Origin of the sequence: Pigmentiphaga soli (assembly GCF_039541095.1) — a bacterium.
GTDB classification, from domain to species: domain Bacteria; phylum Pseudomonadota; class Gammaproteobacteria; order Burkholderiales; family Burkholderiaceae_B; genus Pigmentiphaga; species Pigmentiphaga soli.
Genome location: NZ_BAABFO010000008.1, coordinates 168,370 through 193,281, shown reverse-complemented (window position 1 = coordinate 193,281; position 24,912 = coordinate 168,370). Strand labels below are relative to the sequence as shown.

Here is a 24,912-nt window from a genome sequence, read left to right as displayed (position 1 = left end):
CGGCGCGGCGGCGGACCCTGGGAGTCTAGCATTCCGGCGGCGGCCGGCACTGCCCGGGTGCCCGGACGGCGTCCTATACCCCCAGGTAGCGTGTCCAGAGCGAACGGTCGGCGGCCAGCGCGGCCGAGGTGCCGCTCCACACCAGGCGGCCGCGTTCGAGGATCAGGTGGCGGTCGGCCAGCGTGACCAGGCGGTCGACGTATTTGTCGACCACCAGCGTGGTCTGGCCCTCGGCCTTGAGCTGTTCCAGGCAGCGCCAGATCTCGTCGCGGATCACCGGCGCCAGCCCTTCGGTGGCCTCGTCCAGGATCAGCAGGCGCGGATTGGTCGACAGCGCGCGGCCGATCGCCAGCATCTGCTGCTCGCCGCCCGACAATTGATGGCCCAGGTTGCGCGCGCGTTCGGCCAGGCGCGGGAACAGGGCGTAGATGCGGTCCAGCGTCCAGGCCTCGGCCGTCGCGCCGTTGCGGCGGTCGGCGAAAGCGACCAGGTGTTCGCGCACCGTCAGGTTCGGGAAGCAATGACGGCCCTCGGGCACGATCGCCACGCCCAGCCGCGCGATCGCGTCGGCCCGCCGCCCCGCCACCGCCGCGCCGCCGAAGCGGATCTCGCCGCGCCGCGGCGCCAGCGCGCCCGTCAGCGCGCGGATGGTGGTGGTCTTGCCCATGCCGTTGCGGCCCAGCAGCGCGACCACTTCGCCGGCGGCGATGTCGAAGTCCAGGCCGAACAGCACCTGGCTGGCGCCGTAGCCCGCCTCCAGGCCGCGGACGGACAGCAGCGGCGCGGCCCCGGGTACGGCCCGGCGGGCAGCGGACATGCCGGTAGCGGGCATGGCGGCGGCCTTGGCCGCGAACAATGGCCCGGTCCCCGCACTCATCGCTCGCCCTCCGTGCCCAGATAGACGCTCTGCACGCGCGGGTCGGCCTTGATGGCGGCCGGCGTGCCGGCGGCAAGCACCCGGCCGTAGACCAGCACCGACACGCGGTCGGCCAGCTGGAAGACGGCATCCATGTCGTGCTCGATCAGCAGGATGGCCGCGTCGCGCCGCAGCGCGGCGATCAGTTCGATCATGCGCGCCGATTCGTCGGGCCCCATGCCGGCCATCGGTTCGTCCAGCAGCAGCAGGCGCGGCCGCGCGGCCAGGGCCAGCGCGACGTCGAGCTTGCGCTGCGCGCCGTGCGGCAGCGCACCGGCCACGCGGTCGAAATCGGCCTCCAGGCCGACCCGGCGCGCCAGCCCGAACGCGGCTTCGCGCAGCGCCGGCTCGGCATCGCGCACGCCGAAGCAGCGGAAATGGCCGCCGGCGTGGGCCTGCACGGCCAGCAGCAGGTTGTCGCGCACCGTGGCGTCGCGGAAGATGCTGGTGACTTGGAAGCAGCGCGACAGCCCGGCCCGCACCCGGCGGTCGGCGCGCATCCGGGTCAGGTCGGCGCCGTCCAGCGTGAGCGTGCCGGCATCGGGCCGCAGCAGCCCGGAGATCAGGTTCACCAGCGTCGACTTGCCGGCGCCGTTGGGGCCGATCAGCGCATGGATCTCGCCGTCGGCCACGTCGATGTCCACGCCGTCGACGGCGGACACGCCGCCGAAACGCTTGACCAGGCCGCGCGCCGCGAACAGCGTCATGCGCGCGCCCTCCGCGCCGCCAGCGCGGCGATGCCGCGCGGCGCCAGGAATACCGCCAGGATCAGCAACAGGCCCAGCGGCCAGTGCCAGAAATCGGTCTGCTCGCGCAGGAATTCCTCCAGCGCGATCCACACGGCCGCGCCGATCGGCCCGCCCCAGCGGCGCCCCACCCCGCCTATCACCACCATCACGATCAGCGTGGCCGACTGGGTCCACAGCATGATGGACGGGCTGACGAAGCCGTTGTGCACGGCCAGCAGCGCGCCGGCCAGGCCGGCGGCCGCGCCGGCCGCGGTGAAGGCGGCCAGCTTGATCGCGAACACCGGGAAGCCGAGCGCGGCCATGCGCGTGTCGTTGTCGCGGATGCCGGCCAGCGCGCGGCCGAAGCGCGAGTCCGCAGCGCGCGAGAACAGCGCGAAAACCAGCGCCGCCAGCGCCAGCACCACCCAGTACAGCGTGGTCTCGGCGCCGCCGTCCAGCCCCAGGCCCAGCTCGGGCCGCATCGGCAGCGTATAGCCGTCGTCGCCGCCATACGCACCCAGCGAAACCGCCACGTAATAGATCATCTGCGCGAAGGCCAGCGTGATCATGATGAAGTAGGCGCCGCGCGTGCGCAGCGACACCAGCCCCGCCAGTGCCGCGGCTGCGCCGGCCGCCGCGATCGCCGCCGCCCACATCGGCCAGGCCGACGTATAGCCGGCATCGACCAGCGCCACCAGCGTATACGCGCCGACGCCCATGAAGCCGGCATGCCCCAGCGCCACCATGCCGCCATAGCCCAGGATGAAATTTAGGCTGGCGGCTGCCAGCATGAAAATCAGCATCCGGGTGACAAATCCCACGTAATAATCGGCGCCCAGCGCCTGCGCGGCGAACGGCAGCGCAAGCAGCAGCACTGCCGCCAGCCACTGTGCATGGCGCCACGGCGAACGTCCGGCGCCGCAAGATGGGGCCGTCGGCGACGGGGAAATCGAACCCCCGGCCGCAAGCGCCCCGGCCGCCGCACCGGTGCCTGCAGATGCCGTGGAAGCAGCTTCCTCCGCCGGAGGGTCGCCAGGTGCCGGGAACGCGGCGGACACGTCGCGCTTGGACATCGGCATTCCCCTGCTCAGGCCCGCGCCGGGAACAGCCCGGCCGGCTTGAACGCGAGCACCGCCACCATCAGCGCATACACCGCGATGCTGGTCAACGCCGGGCCCAGGTCGGCCGCCACGGCCGGCGGCAGCACCGCGCGCAGCGCCGGCGGCAGGAAGGCGCGGCCGGCGGTATCGACCACGCCCACCAGCATGCTGGCCACGAACACGCCCCGCACCGAGCCGATGCCGCCGATCACGATCACCACCAGCGCCGGGATCAGGATCGATTCGCCCATGCCGATCTGCACCGCCGAAATCGGCCCCATCAGGGCCCCCGCCACCGCCGCCAGCGCGGCGCCCAGCAGGAACACCAGCGTGAACACGCGGTCCACCCGCACGCCCATCAATTCGGCCATGCCGCGGTTGGAGGCGCCGGCCCGCACCAGCATGCCGATGCGGGTCCGGTTGACCAGCAGGTACAGCCCCGCCGCGATGACCAGCCCGGCCGCCAGGATCAGCAGGCGGTACGAGGGATACGGCAGCCCCGGCAGCAGCGTGACCGGCTCGCCCAGCGCGGCCGGCGGCGGCGCCATGATGGGCGCCGGCCCCCACAGGGCCTTGACCGCGTCGTCCAGGATCAGGATCACGCCGAAGGTGGCCAGCACCTGCGCCAGATGGTCGCGCCCGTACAGCCGCCGCATCAGCAGCGCCTCCAGCACCAGCGCCACCAGCACGGTGGCCGCCACGCCGCCCAGCACCGCGGCGGCGAACGAATCGCTGCGGGTATGCACGGTGGCCGCCATGTAGCCCCCCACCATGAACAGCGAGCCGTGGGCCAGGTTCATGGTGTCCATGATCCCGAACACCAGCGTCAGCCCGGCGGCCAGCAGGAACAGCATGAAGCCGTAGCCCATGCCGTTGAGCAACTGCTCGATGACAAAGATAGTCTGCATGCCGCCGCAACAATCTCCAGTTTTCCCCGGCACATCCCCGGGCACCGCGGATCCGGCTTTGCCGGTCCGCCGGTGCCGCCCCTTGAGGGGAGCGGCCGAAGGCCGCCAGAGGTGGGCCTACTTCAACGCGCAGTCTTTATAGTATGCGTCGCGATGGGCCTCCAGCACCTTGCCCGCCAGCTTGTTCGTGATCACGCCTTGCGCATCGCGCCCGATCACCCGCACGTAGTAGTCCTGGATCGGGTACTGGTTGTTGCCGTAGCGGAAATTGCCGCGCACCGACGCGTAGCTGGCCGCCTTCAGCGCCTTCAGCAACGCCGGGCGGTCCGACACCTTGCCGCCCACCGCGCGCACCGCGGCGTCCATCGCCATGATCACGTCATAGCCCTGCGCCGCGTACAGCGAGGGATAGCGCTTGTACGCCTTGCGGAACTCCGCCACGAACTTGCGGTTGGCGGGGTTGTCGAGGTCGTGCGCCCAGTACGAGGTATTGAGCAGGCCCAGCATCGGCTCGCCCACCGCCGGGATGATGTCCTCGTCGGCCGAGAAGGCGGGCGCGATCAGGGTGATGTCTTTCGACAGCCCGGCAGCCACGAACTGCTTGATGAAATTGATGCCCATCGCGCCCGGCAGGAAGAAGTACAGCGAGTCGGGCTTGCTGGCGCGCAGCTGCGCCAGTTCGGCGGCGTAGTCGAGCTGGCCCAGCTTGGTGTAGAGCTCGTCGCCCACGGTGCCGGTGAACAGCCGCTTGAAGCCGGTCAGGGCGTCCTTGCCGGCCGGGTAGTTGGGGGCGATCAGCGCGGTCTTCTTGAACCCACGGTCCGACGCCAGCTTGCCGGCGGCCTCGTGCACGGTATCGTTCTGGTAGGTGGCGCCGAAGAAATAGGCGTTGCACTGCTTGCCGGCGAACTGGCTGGGGCCGGCGTTGGCGCTCAGGTAGGGCACCTTGGCCGCGAACAGCGCCGGGCCCACGGCCAGCGCCACGTTGGAACCGATCGGGCCGGTGAACAGGTCGATATGGTCGCGGCGGATCCAGCGGTCGGCCAGCTGGCGCGCCTGGTCGGGATCGCCCCCCATGTCGGTCTGCAGGAACTCGGCCGGCACGCCGCCCAGCTTGCCGTCGAGCAGCTTGACCGCCAGCGCGATGCCGTCGCGGGTCTCGGCGCCGAGCGCCGAGAACGGGCCGGACACGTCGAGCGCGACGCCGACCTTGACCGGCTGCTGGGCCGCGTGCGCGCCGGCGGCGGCGAACGCCAGCAGCGCGCCGGCGAAGAGGCTGCGAAGGGGGAAAGCTTGGCCGGGCATCGGATTTTCTCCTGTTGGGTGCGTGGGGTGCGAGCAAAGCTCCGGCATTCTACTTGCCCGGCGGCGCCGCGCCTACAGCGCCCGGCAGGCGCAGCGCGCCCGCTCCTTCTATAATCGACGGTTTCCCCTGGCCCGCCCGCGCAAATCATGCAGGAACGCTATTCCCCCACCGAGATCGAGTCTGCCGCCCAGGAGCACTGGGAAGCCGTCAACGCCTACCTGACGGTGGAACACGCCCGGCGCCCCGACGGCACGGAAAAGCCCAAGTTCTACGCCTGCTCGATGCTGCCCTACCCCAGCGGCAAGCTGCACATGGGCCACGTGCGCAACTACACCATCAACGACGCCATGTACCGGCAGTTGCGGATGAAGGGCTACAACGTCCTGATGCCGATGGGCTGGGATGCCTTCGGCATGCCGGCCGAGAACGCCGCCATCAAGTCCAAGGTGCCGCCGGCCAAATGGACCTACGAAAACATCGCCTACATGAAAAAGCAGATGAAGGCGATGGGGCTGGGCATCGACTGGTCGCGCGAGCTGGCCGCCTGCGATCCGCGCTACTACAAGTGGAACCAGTGGCTGTTCCTGAAGATGCTGGAAAAAGGCATCGCCTACCGCAAGACGCAGGTCGTCAACTGGGATCCGGTCGACCAGACGGTGCTGGCCAACGAGCAGGTGATCGACGGCCGCGGCTGGCGCTCGGGCGCGCCGGTGGAAAAGCGCGAGATCCCCGGCTACTACCTGCGCATCACCGACTACGCCGAGGAACTGCTCTCCTACGTGCAAGACCGCCTGCCCGGCTGGCCCGAGCGCGTGCGGTTGATGCAGGAACACTGGATCGGCAAGAGCGAAGGCACGCGCTTCGCCTTCACCCACGATATCCGCGGCGAGGACGGCCGGCTCATCCAGGACGGCCGGCTCTACGTGTTCACCACCCGCGCCGACACCATCATGGGCGTGACCTTCTGCGCCGTGGCGCCGGAACACCCGCTGGCCGCCCACGCCGCCCGCGGCGACGCCGGACTGGCCGCCTTCATCGAAGCGTGCCGCCAGGGCGGCGTGACCGAGGCCGAGCTGGCCACCCGCGAAAAAGAAGGCCGTCCCACCGGCCTGACCGTGACCCATCCGCTTACCGGCCAGCCGGTGCCGCTGTGGGTCGGCAACTACGTGCTGATGAGCTACGGCGACGGCGCCGTGATGGGCGTGCCGGCGCACGACGAGCGCGATTTCGCGTTCGCGAAGAAATACGATCTGCCGATTCGCCAGGTGATCGCGGTCGAAGGCCAGTCCTTCTCCACCGACGCCTGGCAGGAATGGTACGGCGACAAGCAGGCCGGCCGCACCGTCAATTCCGGCAAGTACGACGGCCTGGCCCACGCCGCCGCGGTCGACGCCGTGGCGGCCGACCTGCAGGCATTGGGCCTGGGCGAAAAGCGCACCACCTTCCGCCTGCGCGACTGGGGCATCTCGCGCCAGCGCTACTGGGGCACGCCGATCCCGATCATCCACTGCGCCGACTGCGGTCCGGTGCCGGTGCCCGAGCAAGACCTGCCGGTGGTGCTGCCGGAAGACCTGATCCCCGACGGCAGCGGCAACCCGCTGGCGCGCCACGAGCCTTTCCTGGCCTGCACCTGCCCCAGATGCGGCAAGCCGGCGCGGCGCGAAACCGACACAATGGACACCTTCGTCGATTCGTCGTGGTATTTCATGCGCTACGCCTCGGCCGGCAACGACGACGCCATGGTCGACGCCCGCAACGATTACTGGATGCCCATGGACCAGTACATCGGCGGCATCGAGCACGCCGTGCTGCATTTGCTGTACGCGCGCTTCTGGACCAAGGTCATGCGCGACATGGGCCTGGTCAAGTTCGACGAGCCCTTCGTCAAGCTGCTGACCCAGGGCATGGTGCTCAACCACATCTACTTCCGCAAGGGCGAGAAAGGCGGCATCGAATACTTCTGGCCCGACGAGGTCGAGAACGTCTACGACGCCAAGGGCAGCATCGTCGGCGCCCGCCTCAAGCGCGACGGCTCCGAGATCGAATACGGCGGCGTCGGCACCATGTCGAAGTCGAAGAACAACGGCGTCGACCCGCAATCGCTGATCGAGAACCAGGGCGCCGACACCGCGCGGCTGTTCGTGATGTTCGCCAGCCCGCCCGAGCAGACGCTGGAATGGTCCGGCTCCGGGGTGGACGGCGCGCACCGCTTCCTGCGCCGCCTGTGGTCGTTCTGCCATGCCCGGCGCGACCGCATCGCCGCCGGCCAGGCGGTGGCCGCGCCCGACTGGAAGGCCGCCGGCCCCGCGGTACAGGCCCTGCGCCGCGACGTGCACGCGATCCTGAAACAGGCCGACTACGACTACCAGCGCATCCAGTACAACACCGTGGTGTCGTCGGGCATGAAGCTGCTCAACACGCTGGAAGACGCGCAGCTCGACGGCCCGGCCGGCGACGCCGCGCTGGCCGAGGGCGTGCGCGTGCTGCTGGCCGTGCTCTACCCCATCGTCCCGCACATCACCTGGACGGCCTGGCAGGAACTCGGCTTCGCCGCCCGCCACGGCGACCTGCTCGACGCGCCCTGGCCCGAGGTCGACGAATCCGCGCTGGTCACCGACGAGATCGAACTGGTGCTGCAGGTCAACGGCAAGCTGCGCGGCGCGCTGGCCGTGCCAAGCAGCGCCGACCGCGCCGCGGTCGAGGCCCTGGCGCTGGCGCACGAGGCGGTCGGGCGCTTCCTGGAAGGCCGGCCGCCCAAGCGGGTTATCGTGGTGCCCGGCAAACTCGTCAACGTGGTGGGATGATGCACATCGGCACCGGATCGATCGCTTCGGCGGCGCGGCGCCGCTGGCTGCGCGCGGCGGCGGCCGGCGGCGCGCTGGCGCTGCTGGGCGGCTGCGGCTTCGCGCTGCGCGGAACGGCCACGCTGCCGTTCAAGACCCTGTACATCGGCATCGACGACAAAAGCGAGCTCGGCGCCATGCTGCGCCGCTACGTGCGCGCCGGCACCACCACCCAGGTGGTGGAAGACCCGCGCCAGGCCGAGGCCCAGCTGCAGGTACTGAGCGAAACCCGGCAGCGCAGCATCCTGTCGCTCGACGCCTCGGGCCGGGTGCGCGAATACGAGCTGCGCTACCTGTTCGAATTCACCGTGCGCGACGCCCGCGGCCATGAGTACATCCCGCCCACCACGATCACGCTCAAGCGCGACCTGACCTTCAGCGACGCCGCCACCCTGGCCAAGGACAACGAGGCCAACCTGCTGTACCGCGACATGCAGAACGACGTGATCCAGCAGTTGCTGCGCCGTATGTCCGCCATTGAGAGATGACCCCCCCTACGCGCTTACGCGCGCCCCCCAGGGGGCGGCGCGGGTGGACCGGCAAAGCCGGATCCACCGCACCCTGGATGGTTCGTCTTACGGTAGCGGTAGGCGTACGCTGGCGGCATCCGGGAACGGCCCTCACCTTATCGGAAGGCGTTGAATGAGCGGAACGCTACGTCCTGACCAGCTGGCGGCGCACCTGGCGCGGGCCGGCGGGCGGCTGGAGCCGCTGTATACGGTCACCGGCGACGAACCGCTGCTGGTGATCGAGGCCGGCGACGCGCTGCGGCAGGCGGCGCGGGCGGCGGGGTATACCGAACGCGAAACGGTGGTGGCGGATGCGCGCAGCGACTGGAACACGCTGCTGGCCGGCACCCAGTCGATCTCGCTGTTCGGCGACCGGCGGCTGCTGGAACTGAAGATTCCCACCGGCAAGCCGGGCAAGACCGGCGGCGAGGTGATCGCCCGGCTGGCGGCCCAGGCGCCCACGCAGGGCGACGACCGGGTCACCGTGGTCATGCTGCCGAAACTCGACCGCGCCACCCGCTCGGCGGCCTGGTTCACCGCGCTGGCCGCCCACGGCACGGTAATCGACGTGCCGACCATCGAGCGGCCGGCGCTGCCCGGCTGGATCGGCGAGCGGCTGGCCCGTCAGCGCCAGCGCGCCGCGGGCGACGTGCTGCAGTGGCTGGCCGACCGCGTCGAAGGCAATCTGCTGGCCGCCCACCAGGAGATCCAGAAGCTGGCCCTGCTCTACCCCGAAGGCGCGCTGACGCTGGAACAGGTGCAGGAAGCGGTGATGAACGTGGCGCGCTACGATGTATTCAAGCTGCGCGACGCCATGCTGGCCGGCGACGCCCGCCGCGTGGTGCGGCTGATCGAAGGCCTGCGCGCCGAGGGCGAGGCGCTGCCGCTGGTGCTGTGGGCGGTGGGCGAAGAAATCCGCCTGCTGGCGCGCATCGCGCAGGCCGCCCAGAATGGCCAGAACCCGGCCGGGCTGATGCGCTCGCTGCGTTTTTTCGGCGCGCACGAACAATTGGCCGCGCAGGCGCTCAAACGGGTGGCGCCGCAGGCCTGGCCGGCCGCCGTGCACCATGCGCACGAAGTGGATAAGATCATCAAAGGCCTGCGGGTGCCCGGCCGGCTGGCCGACCCGTGGCACGAACTGACCCGCCTGGCCTTGAGATTGGTGCCCCCCCCTGCGCGCTTCGCGCGCCCCCCAGGGGGCGGCGCTGGCGGACCGGAAGGGAAGGCCCACCCCTAGCGGCCCCCGGCCGCTTCCCTCAAGGGCGGCGCTGGCGGACCGGCACAGCCGGATCCGCGGCGCCATGGATAAAATAAGGCGGCTACATTTGCAGACGACCATGAAAAGCCTCGACATCGACGAATACATGCAGCAGGTAGGCGCCCGCGCCCGCGGCGCCGCGCCGCTGATGGCGCGCGCCGGCAAGCGCGCCATGGCGGCCGCGCTGCGCGCCATGGCGGCCGCGCTGCGCGCGCAGAAAGACTGGCTGCAGGCCGAGAACGCGAAGGACCTGGCGGCCGCGCGCGCCAACGGCCTGTCGCCGGCGATGATCGACCGGCTGACGCTGTCCGACAAGGCGCTGGGCCTGATGGTGACCGGCCTGGAGCAGATCGCCGCGATGCCCGACCCGGTGGGCGAGCTGACCGAAACCCGCAGTCGCCCGAACGGCATGCAGGTGGCCCGCATGCGGGTGCCGCTGGGCGTGATAGGCATCATCTACGAATCGCGCCCCAACGTCACGATAGACGCCGCCGCCCTGTGCCTGAAATCCGGCAACGCCACCATCCTGCGCGGCGGCTCCGAGGCCATCCATTCCAACACCGCGCTCGGCCGCATCGTGCGCGACGGCCTGGAGGCCGCCGGCCTGCCGCCCGACGCCGTGCAGGTGGTGGAAACCACCGACCGCGCCGCCGTCGGCAAGCTGGTCACAATGACCGAATACGTCGACGTGATCGTGCCGCGCGGCGGCAAGGGCCTGATCAAGCGCCTGTCGGAAGAGGCCCGCGTGCCGCTGATCAAGCACCTGGACGGCGTCTGCCACGTCTACGTGGACCAATGGGCCGACCTGGACAAGGCCCACACCATAGCGTTCAACGCCAAGACCTACCGCTACGGCATCTGCGGCGCGATGGAGGCGCTGCTGGTGCACGCGGCGGTGGCCGAACGCTTCCTGCCGAAGATCGGCCGCGCGCTGATCGACCACGGCGTGGAACTGCGCGGCTGCGAGCGCACCGTCGCGCTGCTGCCGGGCATCAAGGCCGCCACGGCGGACGACTGGGGCACCGAGTTCGCCGCCCCCGTCCTGGCGGTGCGGGTGGTCGATTCGCTCGACCAGGCCATGGACCACATCGCCACCTACGGCTCGCAGCATACCGATGCCATCGTCACCGAAAACCTGCAGTCGGCGCGCCGCTTCCAGCGCGAGGTCGACTCCAGCTCGGTCTACGTCAACCTGCCGACCTGTTTCGCCGACGGCTTCGAATACGGCCTGGGCGCGGAGATCGGCATTTCCACCAACAAGCTGCACGCGCGCGGCCCGGTCGGCCTGGAAGGCCTGACCACGCTCAAGTGGGTGCTGACGGGCGACGCCCAGACGCGCGGCTGACCGGCCGCGCGCCGCCAAGGGAGAGATCGCCCATGCTGTGGGTCAAGGCTTTTCATATCGTGTTCGTGGCGTCGTGGTTCGCCGGCTTGTTCTACCTGCCGCGGATTTTCGTCAACCTGGCGCTGGAGACCAACGCCGCCGCGGCCACGCGGCTGCTGACGATGGCGCGCAAGCTGTACCGCTTCACCACCATCCTGGCGCTGCCGGCGCTGGTGCTGGGGCTGTGGCTGTGGCTGGGCTACGGCATCGGCAAGGGGCCGGGCAACGGCTGGCTGCATGCCAAGCTGGCGCTGGTGGTGCTGGTGATCGGCTACCACCATGCCTGCGGCAGCCTGCTGCGCAAGTTCGAGACCGGCCGCAACACGCGTTCGCACGTGTTCTACCGCTGGTTCAACGAAGTGCCGATCGTGCTGCTGCTGGCCATCGCCATCCTGGTGGTGGTCAAGCCGTTCTAGGCCTTTCCGGCCTGTTCTTTCCAACCCTTTTCCGGTTCAACATTTTGTCCGACAGTCCCGAGCGCAAGAAGCTCTCCGTCCGCGCCCGCACGCCGGACGCCACCGCCGGCCGCGGCGACGCCAGGCGCGCCGGGCCGCGCGCCCGGCGCGTGGCCCAGGCCGGCCTGGAAGAGGAAAAGCGGGCGCGCATGCGCGACGCGACACGCGCCGACGCCGCCGGCGACACGCCTGCAGGCGGCTCGACGCGGGGCGGCCGCGACAATGCGCCCTCTCTCCGGCCGCCCAAGGCCGAACGGCGTTCGTCGGCGCGGCCTGCGGCGGAAGGCGGTTTCCGGCCGCGCAATTCGCCCCCTCGCGGTCCGGCGGCAGGCGGGCCCGCCGCTGCGCCGGCCGCCCGCCCGGCGGGGCCCGAGACATTCCGCGTGTTCGCCCCCTGCCCGCAGGGGCTGGAGGGCGCCCTGGCGGCCGAACTGCAACAGCTGGGCTTCGCCGACGTCCACGAGGGCCGCGCCGGCGCCCATTTCAGCGCCGACTGGCAGGGCGTGATGCAGGCCAATCTGCACTCGCGGATCGCCGCGCGCATCCTGGTCGAAGTAGGCCGCGGCCCCGTCGCCACCGAAGACGACCTGCTGGAACTGGCCCGGGCCACCCCCTGGGAACGCTGGTTCGGCGCCGAACAGACGCTGCGCGTCGACACCTCCGCCGTGCGCAGCCCGATGAAGAGCCTGCAGTACTGCAATCTGCGCGCCAAGGACGGCATCTGCGACCGCCTGCGCGACCTCGAAGGCGAACGCCCCAGCATCGACACCGTGCGCCCCGACGCCCGGGTGCACGTCTTCCTGTCGGCCGACACCGCCACGCTCTATCTCGACACCTCCGGCGAATCGCTGTTCAAGCGCGGCTGGCGGCTCGACAAGGGCGAGGCGCCGCTGCGCGAGAACCTGGCAGCCGGCCTGCTGGCGCTGTCGGGCTGGCCGGCCGACGCACCGCTGCTCGACCCGTTCTGCGGCAGCGGCACCATCCTGATCGAGGCCGCACTGGCGGCGCTCAAGGTGCCGCCAGGCGTCTCCCGCCCGTTCGCCTTCGAACGCCTGCGCCATCATCCCGAACGCCGCTGGCGCGACCTGAAGGACGATGCCCGCTCGCGCATCCTGGACGAACTGCCGATGCCTCTGGCCGGCGCCGACCTGGATCCGCAGGCCATCGATGCGGCCCGCGAAAATGCCCGTCGCGCCGGGCTGACCGACGACGCCATCTATTTCGAGACTGCCGACGCCCGCGATACCTGCCCGCTGGACGAGCGCGCCGGCTGGATCGTCACCAACCCGCCCTATGGCGAGCGCCTGGGCGCCGGCGACGCCGAGTTGTGGCCGGAATGGTCGCGCACGCTCAAGCGCGAGTTCGGCGGCTGGCAGTTGCACGTCATCACCAACGACTTCGACCTGCCGCGCAAGCTGCGGCTCGATCCCAAGCGCCGCATCCCGATGTACAACGGCGCGCTGGAATGCCGGCTGTTCGGCTTCGAACTGGTGAGCGGCGGCTTCCGGCGCTGACGCTGCGCCGCAAAACCCATGAGAACGCCCTTCGGGGCGTTTTTTTCACCGCTAGACGGCTTTACGTCACGAATACAGGGCCGACGTTGCTGCATCGCAAAAAAGCAACGCTTAGCAGGATTTCCCGTGCCATGGGCTTGAACAGAATTAGTATTTCCCCTAATATAGGGTTAACACTTAAGCACTACCGCTTGAGTGAAACTGCGGGAGCAAACCATGAAAGTCGTTCAAGACAGCAAGTTTACCGACTCCGTCGAACGCGCACTGGTCCGCGGCGAACTGGCAGATACCAACGAATCCAAGCCCCTCGCCGCGCTGCTGAGTGCCGGTAAGACGATCCTGGGCTTCATTGGCGAACTGAAGGCGAATGCCCGTCGCTACAACGTGGATTACGCCAACAGCTGATCCGGCTGGGGCCGCACAGGCGGCTGCAATGAACAAAGGGCGACTCCTTGCGGGGCCGCCCTTCGTTTTTGCGGCACGGGCCGGGAAGACCTGCGCTCCCCGCCCGCGCGTCCTGATGGCTACTTCTGCGCCTCGACGTCGCCGGACGCCGTGGTGTCGGCCGGCCGGGGCTGATCTCCCGTCCGTTCCAGCCACCCGCCGCCCAGCGCCTGGTACAGGTCGACCAGGTTGGTAAGCCGCTGCAGCCGTGCGGAAATCAGCGACTGCTGCGCCGCGTACAGGTCGGTCTGCGCCGTCAGCACCGCCAGATAGCTGTCCACCCCGTTGCGATACCGCAGGTCGGACAATTCGAGCCGCCGGTTCTGCGAGTCGGTCAGCCCGGCCAGCTGCCGGATCTGCTCGTCGAACGTGCCTCGCGCAGCCAGGCCGTCGGCCACTTCGCGGAACGCGGTCTGGATCGTCTTCTCGTAGTTGGCCACTTCGATGCGCTGGCGCACCTTGGCCAGTTCGTACCCCGCCGTGGCGGCGCCGCCGGTGAAGATCGGCAGCGTCAGCTGGGGCACGAACGACCAGGCTTCCGAATTGGAATCGAACAGGCCGCCCAGCGTGGGCGACAGCGTGCCGAAGCTACCCGTCAGGGAAATGCGCGGGAAGAACGCCGCGCGCGCCGCGCCGATGTCGGCATTGGCGGCGCGCAGCGCCTGTTCGGCCGCGGCGATGTCGGGACGGCGCGCGATCAGGTCGGACGGCAGTCCGGCCGGGATGTCGGCCAGCAGGTTCTGGTCGCCCAGCGCCACGCCGGCCGGCAGGTCGGCCGGCAAAGGCTGGCCCACCAGCAGCGTCAGGGCGTTCTCGGCCTGCGCCCGCAGCCGCAGCTGCGACTGCAGATTGGCCTGGGCCTGCTGCACCACGCTCTGCGCCTGGCGCAGGTCGAGTTCGGAACCGGTACCGGTGTCGAACTGCAGCTTGGTGATGTCGAACGATTCCTGCGCCGTCTTCAGCGTATTGCGCGTGATGGCAAGCAGGTCGTCGTAGGCCAGCACGGCCAGGTACTGGTCGGCCACCGCGGCCACCAGCGCCAGCTCGGCCGACTTGCGCGCCTCGGCCGTGGACAGGTATTGCGCCAGGGCCTCGTCCTTCAGGCTGCGAATGCGGCCGAAAAAATCGAGCTCCCACGAGGCGCCCAGCCCGACCGAATACTGCCGCACCTGGGTCCGGCCGGCAGCCGCCAGGCTGGGCGGCGTGCGCTGCCGCGTGGCCGAGGCATCGATGTCGAGCGCGGGGAACAGGTCGGCGCGGGCGATCAAATACTGCGCGCGCACGGCCTCGACGTTGAGGATCGAGGTGCGCAGGTCGCGGTTGTTCTGCAGCGCCAGTTCGATCACGCGTTGCAGGCGGGCGTCGGCGAAGAAATCCCGCCAGCCGATGTCGGCCGCCGGCAGGCCCTGCGCGGAACGGCCGCCGGACGCGTCCGGCGCGGCATCGGACCTCTCGTAGGCCGGCCCGGCGGGGAACGTGTCGGCCACCGGAGAGACCGGACGCTGGAATGCAGGCTGGAACGAGCAGCCCGCGGCAAGAGCGGCAACGGCGGCCGCCGCTAAAGTATGTCTGAGCATCCTAATTCCTCACCGTACTTTGCACGAGCAGTGGCACGCCGAACTGCCGCAGTCCCGATTCAGGACGCCGCGGATCCGGGCTTTGCCGGTCCACCGGCGTCGCCCCTTTCCAGGGGGCGCGCGAAGCGCGTAGGGGGTAGTCCATCAATGCGGCTTGTCCTTGCTTCTGCCGATCCGGCTGGTGATGACGAAGAACATCGGGATCATGAAGATGGCCAGGAAGGTGGCCGTCAGCATGCCGCCGATCACGCCGGTGCCGATCGCGTGCTGGCTGGCCGAGCCGGCGCCGTTGCTGATCGCCAGCGGCAGCACGCCCAGGATGAAGGCGAGCGAGGTCATCAGGATCGGGCGCAGCCGCAGCCGCGACGCCTCGATGGCAGCCTCGATCGTGCCCATGCCCTGAGCTCGCAGTTCGCGCGCGAACTCGACGATCAGGATGGCGTTCTTGGCCGACAGGCCCACCGTAGTGAGCAGGCCCACCTGGAAGAACACGTCGTTCGAGAGGCCGCGCATCGTGACCGCCAGCAGGGCGCCCAGGATGCCGAGCGGCACCACCAGGATCACCGAGAACGGAATGGACCAGCTTTCATACAATGCCGCCAGGCACAGGAACACGAACAGGATCGAGATGCCATACAGGATGGGCGCCTGCGAACCCGATTGCCGTTCCTGCAGCGACAGGCCGGTCCATTCGTAGCCAATGCCGGCCGGCAGCTTGGCCGCGATGGCTTCCATCGCTTCCATCGCCTGGCCGGTGGACTTGCCCGGTGCCGCCGCGCCCTGGATCTGCACCGACGAAATGCCGTTGTAGCGCTCCAGCTTGGGCGAGCCGTAGATCCACGAACCGGTGGCGAACGACGAGAACGGCACCATCTGGCCGGCCGCATTGCGCGCGTACCAATGGCTCATGTCGTCGGGCTGCATCCGGTACGGCGCGTCGGCCTGCACGTAGACTTTCTTGATCCGGTTGTCGATGTCCAGGAAGTTGTTGACGTACGACGACCCCCACGCGATCGAGAAGATCTGGTCGATGTCGCTGGCCGGCACGCCCAGCGCGCTGGCCTTTTCGCGGTCGATGTTGATCTTGAACTTCGGCGTGTCGTTCAGGCCGTTGGGACGCACCTGGGCCAGCGAGGGATCCTGCGCCGCCAGGCCCAGCAGCATGTTGCGCGCTTCCATCAGCTTGTCGTGCCCCAGCCCGCCCCGGTCCTGCAGTTCGAAGTCGAAGCCGGAGGCCGTGCCCAGTTCAGGAATCGACGGCGGGATCACCGGGATCACCATCGCGTCCTTGTACGTGGAAAAGTGGGCGAACATCCGGCCCAGCAGCGCCTGCGCCTTCAGGTTGGCGGCCTTGCGGTCTTCGAACCCCTTCATCTGCACGAACGCCAGGCCGGTGTTCTGGCCGCGCGCCGCGAAGCTGAAGCCGTTCAGCGTGAACACCGCGTCGACCATGTCCTTCTCGTCGTTGAGCAGGTAGTTGGTGACGTCGGACAGCACCTTGGCGGTGCGCTCCTGCGTGGCGCCGGTGGGCGCCTGCACGAGCACGAACATGGTGCCCTGGTCTTCGTCGGGCAGGAAGGACTTGGGCAGGCGCAGGAACAGCACCGCCACCACGGCCGCCAGCAGCACGTACAGCAGCATCCAGCGCCCCGAGCGCCGGATCACGTGGCCGACGCCGCTGTGGTAGCCGGCCTGCGCCTTGCCGAACATGCGGTTGAACCAGCCGAAGAAACCTTTCTTCTCTTCGTGGTGGCCCTTCGGGATCGGCTTGAGCAGCGTGGCGCACAGCGCCGGCGTCAGGATCAGCGCGGTGATGACCGACAGCGTCATGGCCGCCACGATGGTCAGCGAGAACTGGCGGTAGATGGCGCCGACCGAACCACCGGAAAACGCCACCGGGACGAACACCGCCGACAGCACCAGCGCCACGCCGATCAGCGCGCCGGTGATCTGCCCCATGGCCTTGCGCGTGGCCTCGCGGGGCGACAAGCCCTCCTCGGACATCACCCGCTCGACGTTCTCCACCACCACGATGGCATCGTCGACCAGCAGGCCGATCGCCAGCACCAGTCCGAACATGGATAGCGTGTTGATCGAGAACCCGACCGCCGCCATGATCGCGAACGTGCCCAGCAGCACCACCGGCACCGCGATCGTCGGGATCAGCGTGGCGCGGAAGTTCTGCAGGAACAGGTACATGACCAGGAACACCAGCAGGATGCCCTCGACCAGGGTCTTGACCACTTCTTCGATCGACAGCTTGACGAACGGCGTGGTGTCGTACGGATACTTGACGGTCAGGCCCGGCGGGAAATATTGCTGCAGTTCTGCGATCTTGGCGCGCACGCGGTCGGCCGTGGCCAGCGCGTTGGCGCCGGTGGCCAGCTGCACGCCGAAGCCGGCGGTGGGCAGGTTGTTGTAGCGGGTGTCGAAGTTGTAGTTCTCGGCGCCCAGCTCGATGCGAGCGACGTCTTTCAGCCGCACCTGCGAGCCGTCGGCGTTGACCTTCAAAAGGATGTTGCCGAACTGCTCGGGTGTCTGCAGCAGCGTGGCCTCGGTAATGGAGGCCTGCAGCATCTGGCCGGGCACCGCCGGCGCGCCGCCCAGCGAACCGCCGGCGATCTGCACGTTCTGCGCCGTGATGGCGGCGCGCACGTCGATCGGCGTCAGGCTGTAGTTGGTCAGCTTGCTCGGATCGAGCCAGACCCGCATCGCGTACTGCGAGCCGAACAGCTGCACCGTGCCGACGCCGTCGATCCGGCTGATGGAATCCTGGACCTTCGACGCCACGTAGTTCGTCAGGTCGTTCTTGGTCATGCTGCCGTCTTCGGAGACGAAAGCCATGGCCATCAGGAAACTGTTGCTCGACTTGGTGACGCGCGTGCCGTTCTGCTGCACGGCCTGCGGCAGCAGCGGCGTGGCCAGCTGCAGCTTGTTCTGCACCTGCACCTGGGCGATGTCGGGATTGGTGCCGGCCGCGAAGGTCAGCGTGATGGTGGCCAGGCCCGCGTCATCGCTGGTGGACGACATGTACAGCAGGTGATCGAGGCCGCTCATCTGCTGCTCGATGACCTGGGTCACGGTGTTTTCCACCGTGCTGGCCGACGCGCCCGGATAGTTCGCGCTGATCTGGATCGAGGGCGGCGCGATCGTCGGGTACTGCGCAATCGGCAGGTTGAAGATGGACGCCACGCCGGCGAGCATCAGGACGATCGCGAGCACCCAGGCAAAGATCGGGCGATCGATGAAAAAATTTGCCATGAAACGGATCCCCGATTATTTCGAGCCCGACGCCGCCGGCGCACCGGCAGCGGGCCCGCCCTGCGGCGTCCCGCCGGCAGCAGGCGCCTGGCCCTGTGACGCCTGCTTCGGGGCAGCGGCCTGCCCTGGCTGGCCGCCCTGCGCGGCGGCCGTGGGCAGCTGCGCGGCGACGGGCGTGACCGTCATGCCGGGCCGGACCTTTTCCACGCCGTTCAGGATTACCCGCTCGCCGGCGGACAGGCCGCTGTCTACCACCCAGCTGCTGCCGACCGTGCCCGCGGTGACCAGCGTGCGCAGCTCGACCTTGTTGTCGGGCCCGACCACCAGCGCCTGGGGCTGGCCCTTCTGGTCGTGCATCACGCCCATCTGCGGCACGACGATGGCCTTGTCATTGACGCCTTCATCGATGCGCGCGCGCACGAACATGCCGGGCAGCAGGATCTTGTCTTTGTTCGGGAAAATGGCGCGCACGGTGATCGAACCGGTGCCCTGGTCGACGCTGACGTCGGAAAACTGCAGCTTGCCCATCTGGCCATAGGTGCTGCCGTCTTCCAGCAGCAGCGACACGCGGGCGGCGTTGGCGCCGTTGGCCTGCAGGCGGCCTTCCTGGATCTCGCGGCGCAGCCGCAGGCCGTCGACGCTGGACTGCGCCATGTCGACGTAGACCGGATCGAGCTGCTGGACGGTGGTCATCAGCGTGGCCTGGGAGGCCTGCACGTAGGCACCGGGCGTGACCTGCGACAGGCCGATGCGGCCGCTGATGGGCGACACGACGTCGGTATAGCCGAGGTTTATCTGCGCCGTCGCGACCGCCGCCTTGCCCGCCTCGACGTCGGCCGCGGCCTGGCCCTGCGCGGCCACGGCGTTGTCATACTCCTGCTTGCTGATGGCATTGGCTCCCACCAGCACCTTGAAGCGGTTGACCTGGGCGTTCTGCGCGGCGAGGCTGGCCTGGGCCCGGGCCAGCGAGGCCTTGGCGTTGTTCAGCGCCGCGAGGTATGGAGCCGGGTCGATCTTGTACAGCCGCTGGCCCGCCTTGACGTCGGCGCCTTCTGTGAAGTCGCGGCTCTGCACGATACCGTCGACGCGCGCCCGCACCTGCGCGATCAGGTACGCGCTGGTGCGGCCCGGCAGCTCGGTCACGACCGGCACGGTGGTGGGCTGGAGGGTGATGACCCCCACCTCGGGCGCCTGCTGCTGCTGCGGCGGCGGCGCCGATTGCTTCTGGCCGCAGGCGACCAGTATCGCGGCAGCCGCCGCGATACTGATCAGGCGAAATGGAACCCGTTCGACGAGCATTGGGATCGACCTCTGACTTGATGTTGAATGTAAGCGACTTGTCATGGCGGGCATGGCCAGGCAGACGGCCTGCGGCCCTGCGACGGACTGCCCCCCGAACCCATCCATTGACGGCCCCGGGCCAACAACGTTCCCGCCGGGCGGCGCCCCGCGCGCATACGCAGGCCCCTCATTGCAGCCGTGAATGATACACTGACAAATAAAGTCAGTGTGTCAAAGCAACAGCAATCAAATAATGAAGGAAGAGACTCCCAGCGGACCGGCGGCACGCCGACAGCACATCGTCGACGCAGCCATCGGTGTGTTCCTTCGCTATGGCTACCGGCGCACCACCATGGCAGACATCGCCGAGGCGGCCGGCTTGACGCGCCCTACGCTGTACCTCACCTTCCCCGACAAGGAAAAGGTCTTCAAGGCGGTCATCGACACGATGGTCGCCAACAAGCTTACCGCCATCCGCCAGGGGCTGGCCCGCCGCGCCAGCCTCGCCGCCAAGCTGCGCTTCGCCTGCGAAGCCTGGGGCGCCGAAGGCTTCGAACTGGTGCGCGCCAACCCCGACGCCAAAGACATGTTCGACTTCGGCTTTCCCCCCGTCCGCGAAGGCTGCCTGGCATTCGAAGAGCTGATCGCCGGCATCCTCAGCGAACCGCTGCGCCATACCGAACTGAAAATCGCGGCGCGCCAGCTGGCGCGGGCCATCGTGTTCGGCATGACGGGCTTCAAGCATATCGCCCGCGACGGCCAGGAAATGCGACAGCTGATCGACACGCAGATCGGCGTGGTTTCGGCGGCGCTCAACCTGGCCGCCGAGCGCCGCGCCGACGCCGACGGCGAAACGCCAAACGACGCGCCATAGCCGGCCGGCGCGCCTGCGAGGACAGGCGACGCGCCGGGGTACAACCCTTTATCGATACATGTAGTCCCGCCGGAACGGATACGCCTGGCCCGGCGGCTCATCGAGCTGATCGCCCAGCACCGAATCCTGGCGCTGGCACAGCACCTGGTGCAGCGAGATCCAGCCACGCTCGAACGCCATCGCGCAACCCGCCAGGTACAGCCGGTAGGCCCGCACCGATTTGGCGCCCTGCTCGCCGCTCAGGATCCGGTAGGCCTCGTCGAGCCGGGCTTCCAGCCCGTCGCTCCAGGCCCACAGCGTGCGTGCGTAGTGCGGCCTGAGATTTTCGACGTCGACGGCCTCCAGGCCGCCCTGGCTGAGCCGTTCCAGTACCTTGCTGATGTGGACCAGTTCGCCGCCGGGGAAAATGTATTTCTCGATGAATTCGCCCATGCCGGCGCCCAGCTCGGCATTGGCCGTGCCGCCGGCCGTGATGCCGTGATTCATGGCCAGGCCGCCCGGCCGCAGCAGATTGAAGATCTTGGCGAAGTAGGCGCGCAGGTTGATCAGCCCCACGTGCTCGAACATGCCTACCGAGGCAATTTTGTCGAACGGCCGCGACTCGTCGAGTTCGCGATAATCGAGCAACTGCATCCGCACCCGGCCGGACAGCCCTTTCTGTTCGATCAGCCGGTTGACGTGCGCATGCTGGTTCTTCGACAGCGTGATGCCGGTGGCGTCGACCCCGTAGTTTTCGGCTGCCCACAACAGCAGCCCGCCCCAGCCGGCGCCGATATCGAGGAAGCGCTCGCCTTCGTGCAGACGCAGTTTGCGACAGATATGGTCGAGCTTGGCCTCCTGCGCCTGGGCCAGCGTCATGTCGGAAGTGCGATAGTACGCGCAGGAATATACGCGGCGCGGATCCTGCCACAATCCGTAGAAATCGTCCGATAGGTCGTAGTGGAATTCAATCTGGCGGGCATCGCGCTCGCGCGTGTGCCGCAGTGTCGACACGACGCGCTTGCCGAGCGTGGCCAGCCAGCCGTAGCCTTCGGTCGAAACCGGCGACCGCGGCAGGATGCCGGCCGCCGCCGACATCACGTCGCGCATCGAGCCGCGGATGTCGAGGCCGCCCTCGACATAATCCTGCGCCAGTTTGCCGATCTCGCCCCGGCCAAGGTGTGCCAGCGCGCGCATATTATTGACGGTGAAACCTACCGGGGCGCCGGGCGTGCCGGCATGGCTGCCGTCCGGCAGCACGACGTCGACGGGCACGGGCAAAGCCTCTAGCCGCCGCTGGACATGCGAAAGTATCGCTTTCATGAATGAACGATTCCGAGTTGCGCGCCCGGCGAGCAGGCGCGTCCGTTACGGCGCCTGCCTGCGCGAGATCCCCCCTGGGCGCCATCGCACGGATTGCCGAATACAGGACTGCCGATTCGCTCTGAATCCTAGCACCAAAATCGGTCCCGGATCGTGTACCGGGCCGCACAGCGAAGCGCCGCGCAGCGCCCGGCCCGGCTTTGCCTGCATTTCGAAAAAAACTATAGACCCTATAGCGGGTACAGTTTTTCGGGGCTGACCGAAAGCGACCCGTCATCTGCGCCGAACCATGCCGTACCGTCCTGGATAGTGCAGCTGAACGCCATCGAGCGGCTGCTGATGACCGCCAGCGCCTGCGATTCCTCCACCGCGATGCGATAGACGGCCAGATTGTCGAGCCGCCCCAGCACCGCGCGCTGCTGCTCCCACCAGCCGCCGGCGGCGCGGCCGTACACATACAGCACGACCTGCGCGGCGCGCCCGCAGGCCTTGCGAATCCATTTTTCGTCGGGCAGCCCCACTTCGACCCACAACTCTATGGCGCCGGTCAGGTCGCGCCGCCAGAGATCGGCCTCGTCGTCGCTGCTCAGGCCGCGGCCGAAAACGAGGGCGGGATCGGCGTGCAGCGCAAATGCTAGCAGCCGCATCATCATCCGCTCGTCGGTTTCGGACGGGTGGCGGGCGAGCACCAGCGAATGATCGGCATAGTAGTGCCTGTCCATGTCGGCGATCTGCAGCGCCGCCTTATATACGGTGGATCGAAGAGCCATAGTCAATTGAAAAAAGTACGCACCGGGTGCGTGACGGTTATCCCGGAAAAACCCGCTGACACGAATACCATATATCGTTTCAACCCTTGCGGCGATATGCGGCTCCGTTGTCTCATAAAATGCTCAGCGCACGCCGAAATGTATCCGTTGTCGAACAAAGCTTCACAGCACTGAATATTCGCTAATAGAATTGCGGCCATGGTGGAAAGTGTCACCAGCGGCCCGCCACCTCGATTACCACCCCTGATTGGAAAAAAATGGCTAAAGAAACCTACCAGTCGCTGCAAGCGCAAATCAAGAAATTGCAGGACAAAGCCGAAGCCGTGCGGCTCAAGCAGCGCCAGCCCGTCGTTGCCTCCATCGTGCGGCTGATGCAAGAGTATGCGATCACCCCCGACGAACTGAAGGCCGCGGTGGCCAAGGGCTTGCCGGCAGCCCGCAAGAGCTCGGCGCGCGTCGGCGCCAAGAGCGCCAACAAAACGCCGAAGCAGGTGGCCCCGAAGTACCGCCACCCCGAAAGCGGCGAAACCTGGACGGGCCGCGGCAAGCCGCCGCGCTGGCTGGTGGCGGCCGAAGCCAGCGGCGCCAACCGCGAGCAGTTCCTGATCGGTTCCTGAAGGCCGGCCTCGCGGCGCCCCTGCCGACGGCGCCGCGCGGGCGATTTTCAATCGGCGAACGCAAAATACACCGCGCCCACCAGGCACACTGCCGCCCATAGGTGATTCAAGCGCAGCTTTTCGTCCATGAACAGGATGGCGAACGGCACGAATACCGACAAGGTGACCACCTCCTGCAGCACTTTCATCTGCATCACGTTCAGGAAACCGAAGCCGAACCGATTGGCCGGCACCTGAATCGCATACTCGAAAAAGGCCAGGCCCCAGCTCGCCAGCACCGCCACGTACCACGGGCTGGTATGCGCATAGCGCAGATGGCCGTACCAGGCGAAGGTCATGAACAGGTTCGACATGACCAGCATGCCGGCAAACATCAAGGTGTGAAGAGGCATTGCTCCCTCGGCTGAGTGGGGGGCCGCGCGGCGGGCGTGCTATATTTACATACAACCACGCATGTATCCATGGCTGCCGCAATGGTACGCAAAACCAAAGAGGAAGCGCTGGAGACTCGCGCACGCATCCTCGAGACCGCCGAGCACATTTTCAGCGAGCAGGGAGTGGCCCACACCTCGCTGCAAGACATCGCGGCCGCTGCCAACGTGACACGCGGCGCCATCTACTGGCATTTCCGGAACAAGACCGACCTGCTCGACGCCATGCTGCAGCGGGTCAAGCTGCCGATCGAAGACGCCCGCCAGCGCCCGGGCGAAGACGATGGCACCGATCCCCTGCAGCGCCTGCGGGATTGCGCGGTATTCGCGTTCGAGTTGATCTGCCAGGAAGCCAGCGCCCACCGCATTTGCGAAATCCTGACGTTCAAATGCGAATATGTGGCCGAAATGGCCGACCTGCGCCGGCGCCATTTCGAAGACCGCAATAACTGCCTCGGCCAATACGAGGCCGGCTTTCGCCAGGCCATTCGCAACGGCCAGTTGCCCGCAACGCTCGACCCGCGCCACGCCGCGATCGGATTGCATGCGCTCACCTACGGCCTGATCCTGGACTGGCTGCTGGCGCCGGCCGCCATCGATATCCTCGCGGTGGGCCCGCGCATGGTCGACAGTTTCCTCGCCGGACTGCGTCAGCGCGCGGGCGGGACCTCATAATCGATTTCGCGCACCTGGCCGTTGGTATCGGGGAAGCGGTCGAAAATCGCGCGCACCAGATAAGGCATGACCTCGGGCAGATCGCCCGAACCGTGATTGACGGCGGTCGATTCGTAAACCTTGGCGTTGCCGTGGGCCGTATCGCGGATTTCCACCTTGAGCGTGCTGCGCGAGGCATCGATGGTGGTTTCCGTCCAGGTACTGGGATAAGGCGGCCCCCACATATAACCGAACCCGCCGCCGCGCCACGGCCGCCCCCAGCCGCCAAAGGCATAAGGTCCCCACGGCCCGTAGAAGGGATCGTAGGCCGGCCGCTGCACCCGGACCTGGACCGGCTCGGTACCGTAAGTGAAGGAAACCAGGAAACGCGGCTTCTGGCCGTCGCGCGCCTCCACCAGCCCGATGGGCCCGATGGCCGAACGGATCATGTCGGCATATTGGCGATATTCCAGGCTGTCGCGCTGCGCGGGCGTCGAATCGAGCGCCCAGGTGGCCCCCACGGCATCCTGCGGCCACTGCTGGAAGGTGGTAACCCGTGCCGGCACGGTGGCGGCGCAACCTGCCAGCAGCATCACCGCCAGCAGCCGTGCGGCCCAGGCGGTTCCCCGCCACCAGCCGACTGACGAAAAATTACATTTGCGTTCTGTCATCGCGTAATCCGGATCGAAAGCGTCCCGCAGTTTAACTACCATTAGCCATACGACTGCGCATCGCGCTTTCGGTTCATGCGCCCGGGCGTCCGCGGGCGCCCGCTACAAT

General features: G+C 68.1%; 22 protein-coding genes. 10 read left to right on the top strand and 12 right to left on the bottom strand.

The window, feature by feature from the left end:
* Positions 1-73: 73 nt before the first annotated feature.
* The 5 genes from ABD927_RS10720 to ABD927_RS10700 all read right to left on the bottom strand — a co-directional run bounded on the left by ABD927_RS10720 (position 74) and on the right by ABD927_RS10700 (position 4,957).
* The gene (locus ABD927_RS10720; RefSeq protein ID WP_345249212.1) at positions 74-817 is read right to left on the bottom strand and encodes an ABC transporter ATP-binding protein; all 744 of its coding nucleotides are present in this window, start codon (positions 815-817) and stop codon (positions 74-76) included.
* Between the two features lie 56 nt (positions 818-873).
* The gene (locus ABD927_RS10715; protein ID WP_345249132.1) at positions 874-1,623 is read right to left on the bottom strand and encodes an ABC transporter ATP-binding protein; all 750 of its coding nucleotides are present in this window, start codon (positions 1,621-1,623) and stop codon (positions 874-876) included.
* The gene (locus ABD927_RS10710) at positions 1,620-2,519 is read right to left on the bottom strand and encodes a branched-chain amino acid ABC transporter permease (RefSeq protein ID WP_345249130.1); all 900 of its coding nucleotides are present in this window, start codon (positions 2,517-2,519) and stop codon (positions 1,620-1,622) included. The genes ABD927_RS10715 and ABD927_RS10710 overlap by 4 nt, the downstream gene beginning before the upstream one ends.
* Before the next feature lie 212 nt (positions 2,520-2,731).
* Complete coding sequence (locus ABD927_RS10705; RefSeq protein WP_345249129.1) at positions 2,732-3,652, bottom strand: branched-chain amino acid ABC transporter permease; 921 nt, start codon at positions 3,650-3,652, stop codon at positions 2,732-2,734.
* A 117-nt stretch (positions 3,653-3,769) separates the two neighbouring features.
* On the bottom strand, positions 3,770-4,957 hold the full coding sequence (locus ABD927_RS10700) for an ABC transporter substrate-binding protein (protein ID WP_345249128.1): 1,188 nt from the start codon (positions 4,955-4,957) through the stop codon (positions 3,770-3,772).
* Between the two features lie 147 nt (positions 4,958-5,104).
* On the opposite strand from ABD927_RS10700, the gene leuS reads away from it, so the two are divergent.
* The 7 genes from leuS to ABD927_RS10665 all read left to right on the top strand — a co-directional run bounded on the left by leuS (position 5,105) and on the right by ABD927_RS10665 (position 13,326).
* On the top strand, positions 5,105-7,762 hold the full coding sequence (gene leuS, locus ABD927_RS10695) for a leucine--tRNA ligase (protein ID WP_345249126.1): 2,658 nt from the start codon (positions 5,105-5,107) through the stop codon (positions 7,760-7,762).
* On the top strand, positions 7,759-8,289 hold the full coding sequence (locus tag ABD927_RS10690; RefSeq protein ID WP_345249124.1) for an LPS-assembly lipoprotein LptE: 531 nt from the start codon (positions 7,759-7,761) through the stop codon (positions 8,287-8,289). Before leuS ends, ABD927_RS10690 begins: the two co-directional genes overlap by 4 nt.
* A 154-nt stretch (positions 8,290-8,443) precedes the next feature.
* A complete protein-coding gene (gene holA / locus ABD927_RS10685; protein ID WP_345249122.1) occupies positions 8,444-9,547 on the top strand; it encodes a DNA polymerase III subunit delta in 1,104 nt (367 codons plus the stop codon).
* 100 nt (positions 9,548-9,647) lie between these two features.
* Positions 9,648-10,913: a glutamate-5-semialdehyde dehydrogenase gene (locus ABD927_RS10680; RefSeq protein ID WP_345249120.1), complete on the top strand. Its 1,266-nt coding sequence runs from the start codon at positions 9,648-9,650 to the stop codon at positions 10,911-10,913.
* 32 nt (positions 10,914-10,945) lie between these two features.
* Positions 10,946-11,368 carry a CopD family protein gene (locus ABD927_RS10675; protein ID WP_345249118.1) on the top strand — a complete coding sequence of 141 codons (423 nt, stop codon included), beginning with the start codon at positions 10,946-10,948 and terminating at the stop codon, positions 11,366-11,368.
* A gap of 44 nt (positions 11,369-11,412) precedes the next feature.
* Complete coding sequence (locus ABD927_RS10670) at positions 11,413-12,921, top strand: THUMP domain-containing class I SAM-dependent RNA methyltransferase (protein ID WP_345249116.1); 1,509 nt, start codon at positions 11,413-11,415, stop codon at positions 12,919-12,921.
* A gap of 216 nt (positions 12,922-13,137) precedes the next feature.
* Positions 13,138-13,326, top strand: coding sequence for a hypothetical protein (locus ABD927_RS10665; protein WP_345249114.1), 189 nt, complete (start codon positions 13,138-13,140; stop codon positions 13,324-13,326).
* Between the two features lie 119 nt (positions 13,327-13,445).
* Here ABD927_RS10665 and ABD927_RS10660 read toward each other — a convergent pair whose 3' ends face one another.
* The 3 genes from ABD927_RS10660 to ABD927_RS10650 all read right to left on the bottom strand — a co-directional run bounded on the left by ABD927_RS10660 (position 13,446) and on the right by ABD927_RS10650 (position 19,502).
* The gene (locus ABD927_RS10660) at positions 13,446-14,942 is read right to left on the bottom strand and encodes an efflux transporter outer membrane subunit (protein ID WP_345249112.1); all 1,497 of its coding nucleotides are present in this window, start codon (positions 14,940-14,942) and stop codon (positions 13,446-13,448) included.
* A 144-nt stretch (positions 14,943-15,086) separates the two neighbouring features.
* Positions 15,087-18,203, bottom strand: a complete 3,117-nt coding sequence (locus tag ABD927_RS10655) for an efflux RND transporter permease subunit (protein ID WP_345249110.1) — start codon at positions 18,201-18,203, stop codon at positions 15,087-15,089.
* A 15-nt stretch (positions 18,204-18,218) separates the two neighbouring features.
* Positions 18,219-19,502, bottom strand: coding sequence for an efflux RND transporter periplasmic adaptor subunit (locus tag ABD927_RS10650; protein ID WP_345249108.1), 1,284 nt, complete (start codon positions 19,500-19,502; stop codon positions 18,219-18,221).
* 235 nt (positions 19,503-19,737) lie between these two features.
* Here ABD927_RS10650 and ABD927_RS10645 point away from each other — a divergent pair, with 235 nt between their 5' ends.
* A complete protein-coding gene (locus tag ABD927_RS10645; RefSeq protein ID WP_345249106.1) occupies positions 19,738-20,358 on the top strand; it encodes a TetR/AcrR family transcriptional regulator in 621 nt (206 codons plus the stop codon).
* 48 nt (positions 20,359-20,406) lie between these two features.
* On the opposite strand, the gene ABD927_RS10640 is transcribed toward ABD927_RS10645, so the two are convergent.
* Positions 20,407-21,660, bottom strand: a complete 1,254-nt coding sequence (locus tag ABD927_RS10640) for a class I SAM-dependent methyltransferase (RefSeq protein ID WP_345249104.1) — start codon at positions 21,658-21,660, stop codon at positions 20,407-20,409.
* 230 nt (positions 21,661-21,890) lie between these two features.
* Positions 21,891-22,430: a YaeQ family protein gene (locus ABD927_RS10635; protein ID WP_345249102.1), complete on the bottom strand. Its 540-nt coding sequence runs from the start codon at positions 22,428-22,430 to the stop codon at positions 21,891-21,893.
* 257 nt (positions 22,431-22,687) lie between these two features.
* Between ABD927_RS10635 and ABD927_RS10630 the strand changes: the two genes are divergently transcribed.
* Positions 22,688-23,047 (top strand): H-NS histone family protein, encoded by a 360-nt coding sequence (locus tag ABD927_RS10630; protein ID WP_345249100.1) that lies wholly within the window; start codon positions 22,688-22,690, stop codon positions 23,045-23,047.
* Positions 23,048-23,094: 47 nt separating this feature from the next.
* Here ABD927_RS10630 and ABD927_RS10625 read toward each other — a convergent pair whose 3' ends face one another.
* Positions 23,095-23,439, bottom strand: a complete 345-nt coding sequence (locus ABD927_RS10625; protein WP_345249098.1) for a DMT family protein — start codon at positions 23,437-23,439, stop codon at positions 23,095-23,097.
* An 81-nt stretch (positions 23,440-23,520) separates the two neighbouring features.
* Between ABD927_RS10625 and ABD927_RS10620 the strand changes: the two genes are divergently transcribed.
* Complete coding sequence (locus ABD927_RS10620) at positions 23,521-24,153, top strand: TetR family transcriptional regulator (protein ID WP_345249096.1); 633 nt, start codon at positions 23,521-23,523, stop codon at positions 24,151-24,153.
* Here ABD927_RS10620 and ABD927_RS10615 read toward each other — a convergent pair.
* Positions 24,129-24,803, bottom strand: coding sequence for a DUF4136 domain-containing protein (locus ABD927_RS10615; protein WP_345249094.1), 675 nt, complete (start codon positions 24,801-24,803; stop codon positions 24,129-24,131). The genes ABD927_RS10620 and ABD927_RS10615 overlap by 25 nt on opposite strands.
* Positions 24,804-24,912 lie beyond the last annotated feature (109 nt).

Excerpts from the sequence above, each read along its gene's own strand:
- ABD927_RS10675 (WP_345249118.1), top strand. The coding sequence starts at position 10,946 with ATGCTGTGGGTCAAGGCTTTTCATATCGTGTTCGTGGCGTCGTGGTTC.
- ABD927_RS10650 (WP_345249108.1), bottom strand. The coding sequence starts at position 19,502 with ATGCTCGTCGAACGGGTTCCATTTCGCCTGATCAGTATCGCGGCGGCT.
- ABD927_RS10715 (WP_345249132.1), bottom strand. The coding sequence starts at position 1,623 with ATGACGCTGTTCGCGGCGCGCGGCCTGGTCAAGCGTTTCGGCGGCGTG.
- ABD927_RS10635 (WP_345249102.1), bottom strand. The coding sequence starts at position 22,430 with ATGGCTCTTCGATCCACCGTATATAAGGCGGCGCTGCAGATCGCCGAC.
- ABD927_RS10630 (WP_345249100.1), top strand. The coding sequence starts at position 22,688 with ATGGCTAAAGAAACCTACCAGTCGCTGCAAGCGCAAATCAAGAAATTG.
- ABD927_RS10615 (WP_345249094.1), bottom strand. The coding sequence starts at position 24,803 with ATGACAGAACGCAAATGTAATTTTTCGTCAGTCGGCTGGTGGCGGGGA.
- ABD927_RS10640 (WP_345249104.1), bottom strand. The coding sequence starts at position 21,660 with ATGAAAGCGATACTTTCGCATGTCCAGCGGCGGCTAGAGGCTTTGCCC.
- ABD927_RS10655 (WP_345249110.1), bottom strand. The coding sequence starts at position 18,203 with ATGGCAAATTTTTTCATCGATCGCCCGATCTTTGCCTGGGTGCTCGCG.
- ABD927_RS10625 (WP_345249098.1), bottom strand. The coding sequence starts at position 23,439 with ATGCCTCTTCACACCTTGATGTTTGCCGGCATGCTGGTCATGTCGAAC.
- ABD927_RS10660 (WP_345249112.1), bottom strand. The coding sequence starts at position 14,942 with ATGCTCAGACATACTTTAGCGGCGGCCGCCGTTGCCGCTCTTGCCGCG.
- ABD927_RS10720 (WP_345249212.1), bottom strand. The coding sequence starts at position 817 with ATGTCCGCTGCCCGCCGGGCCGTACCCGGGGCCGCGCCGCTGCTGTCC.
- ABD927_RS10705 (WP_345249129.1), bottom strand. The coding sequence starts at position 3,652 with ATGCAGACTATCTTTGTCATCGAGCAGTTGCTCAACGGCATGGGCTAC.
- ABD927_RS10700 (WP_345249128.1), bottom strand. The coding sequence starts at position 4,957 with ATGCCCGGCCAAGCTTTCCCCCTTCGCAGCCTCTTCGCCGGCGCGCTG.
- ABD927_RS10645 (WP_345249106.1), top strand. The coding sequence starts at position 19,738 with ATGAAGGAAGAGACTCCCAGCGGACCGGCGGCACGCCGACAGCACATC.
- holA (WP_345249122.1), top strand. The coding sequence starts at position 8,444 with ATGAGCGGAACGCTACGTCCTGACCAGCTGGCGGCGCACCTGGCGCGG.
- leuS (WP_345249126.1), top strand. The coding sequence starts at position 5,105 with ATGCAGGAACGCTATTCCCCCACCGAGATCGAGTCTGCCGCCCAGGAG.
- ABD927_RS10665 (WP_345249114.1), top strand. The coding sequence starts at position 13,138 with ATGAAAGTCGTTCAAGACAGCAAGTTTACCGACTCCGTCGAACGCGCA.
- ABD927_RS10680 (WP_345249120.1), top strand. The coding sequence starts at position 9,648 with ATGAAAAGCCTCGACATCGACGAATACATGCAGCAGGTAGGCGCCCGC.
- ABD927_RS10620 (WP_345249096.1), top strand. The coding sequence starts at position 23,521 with ATGGTACGCAAAACCAAAGAGGAAGCGCTGGAGACTCGCGCACGCATC.
- ABD927_RS10690 (WP_345249124.1), top strand. The coding sequence starts at position 7,759 with ATGATGCACATCGGCACCGGATCGATCGCTTCGGCGGCGCGGCGCCGC.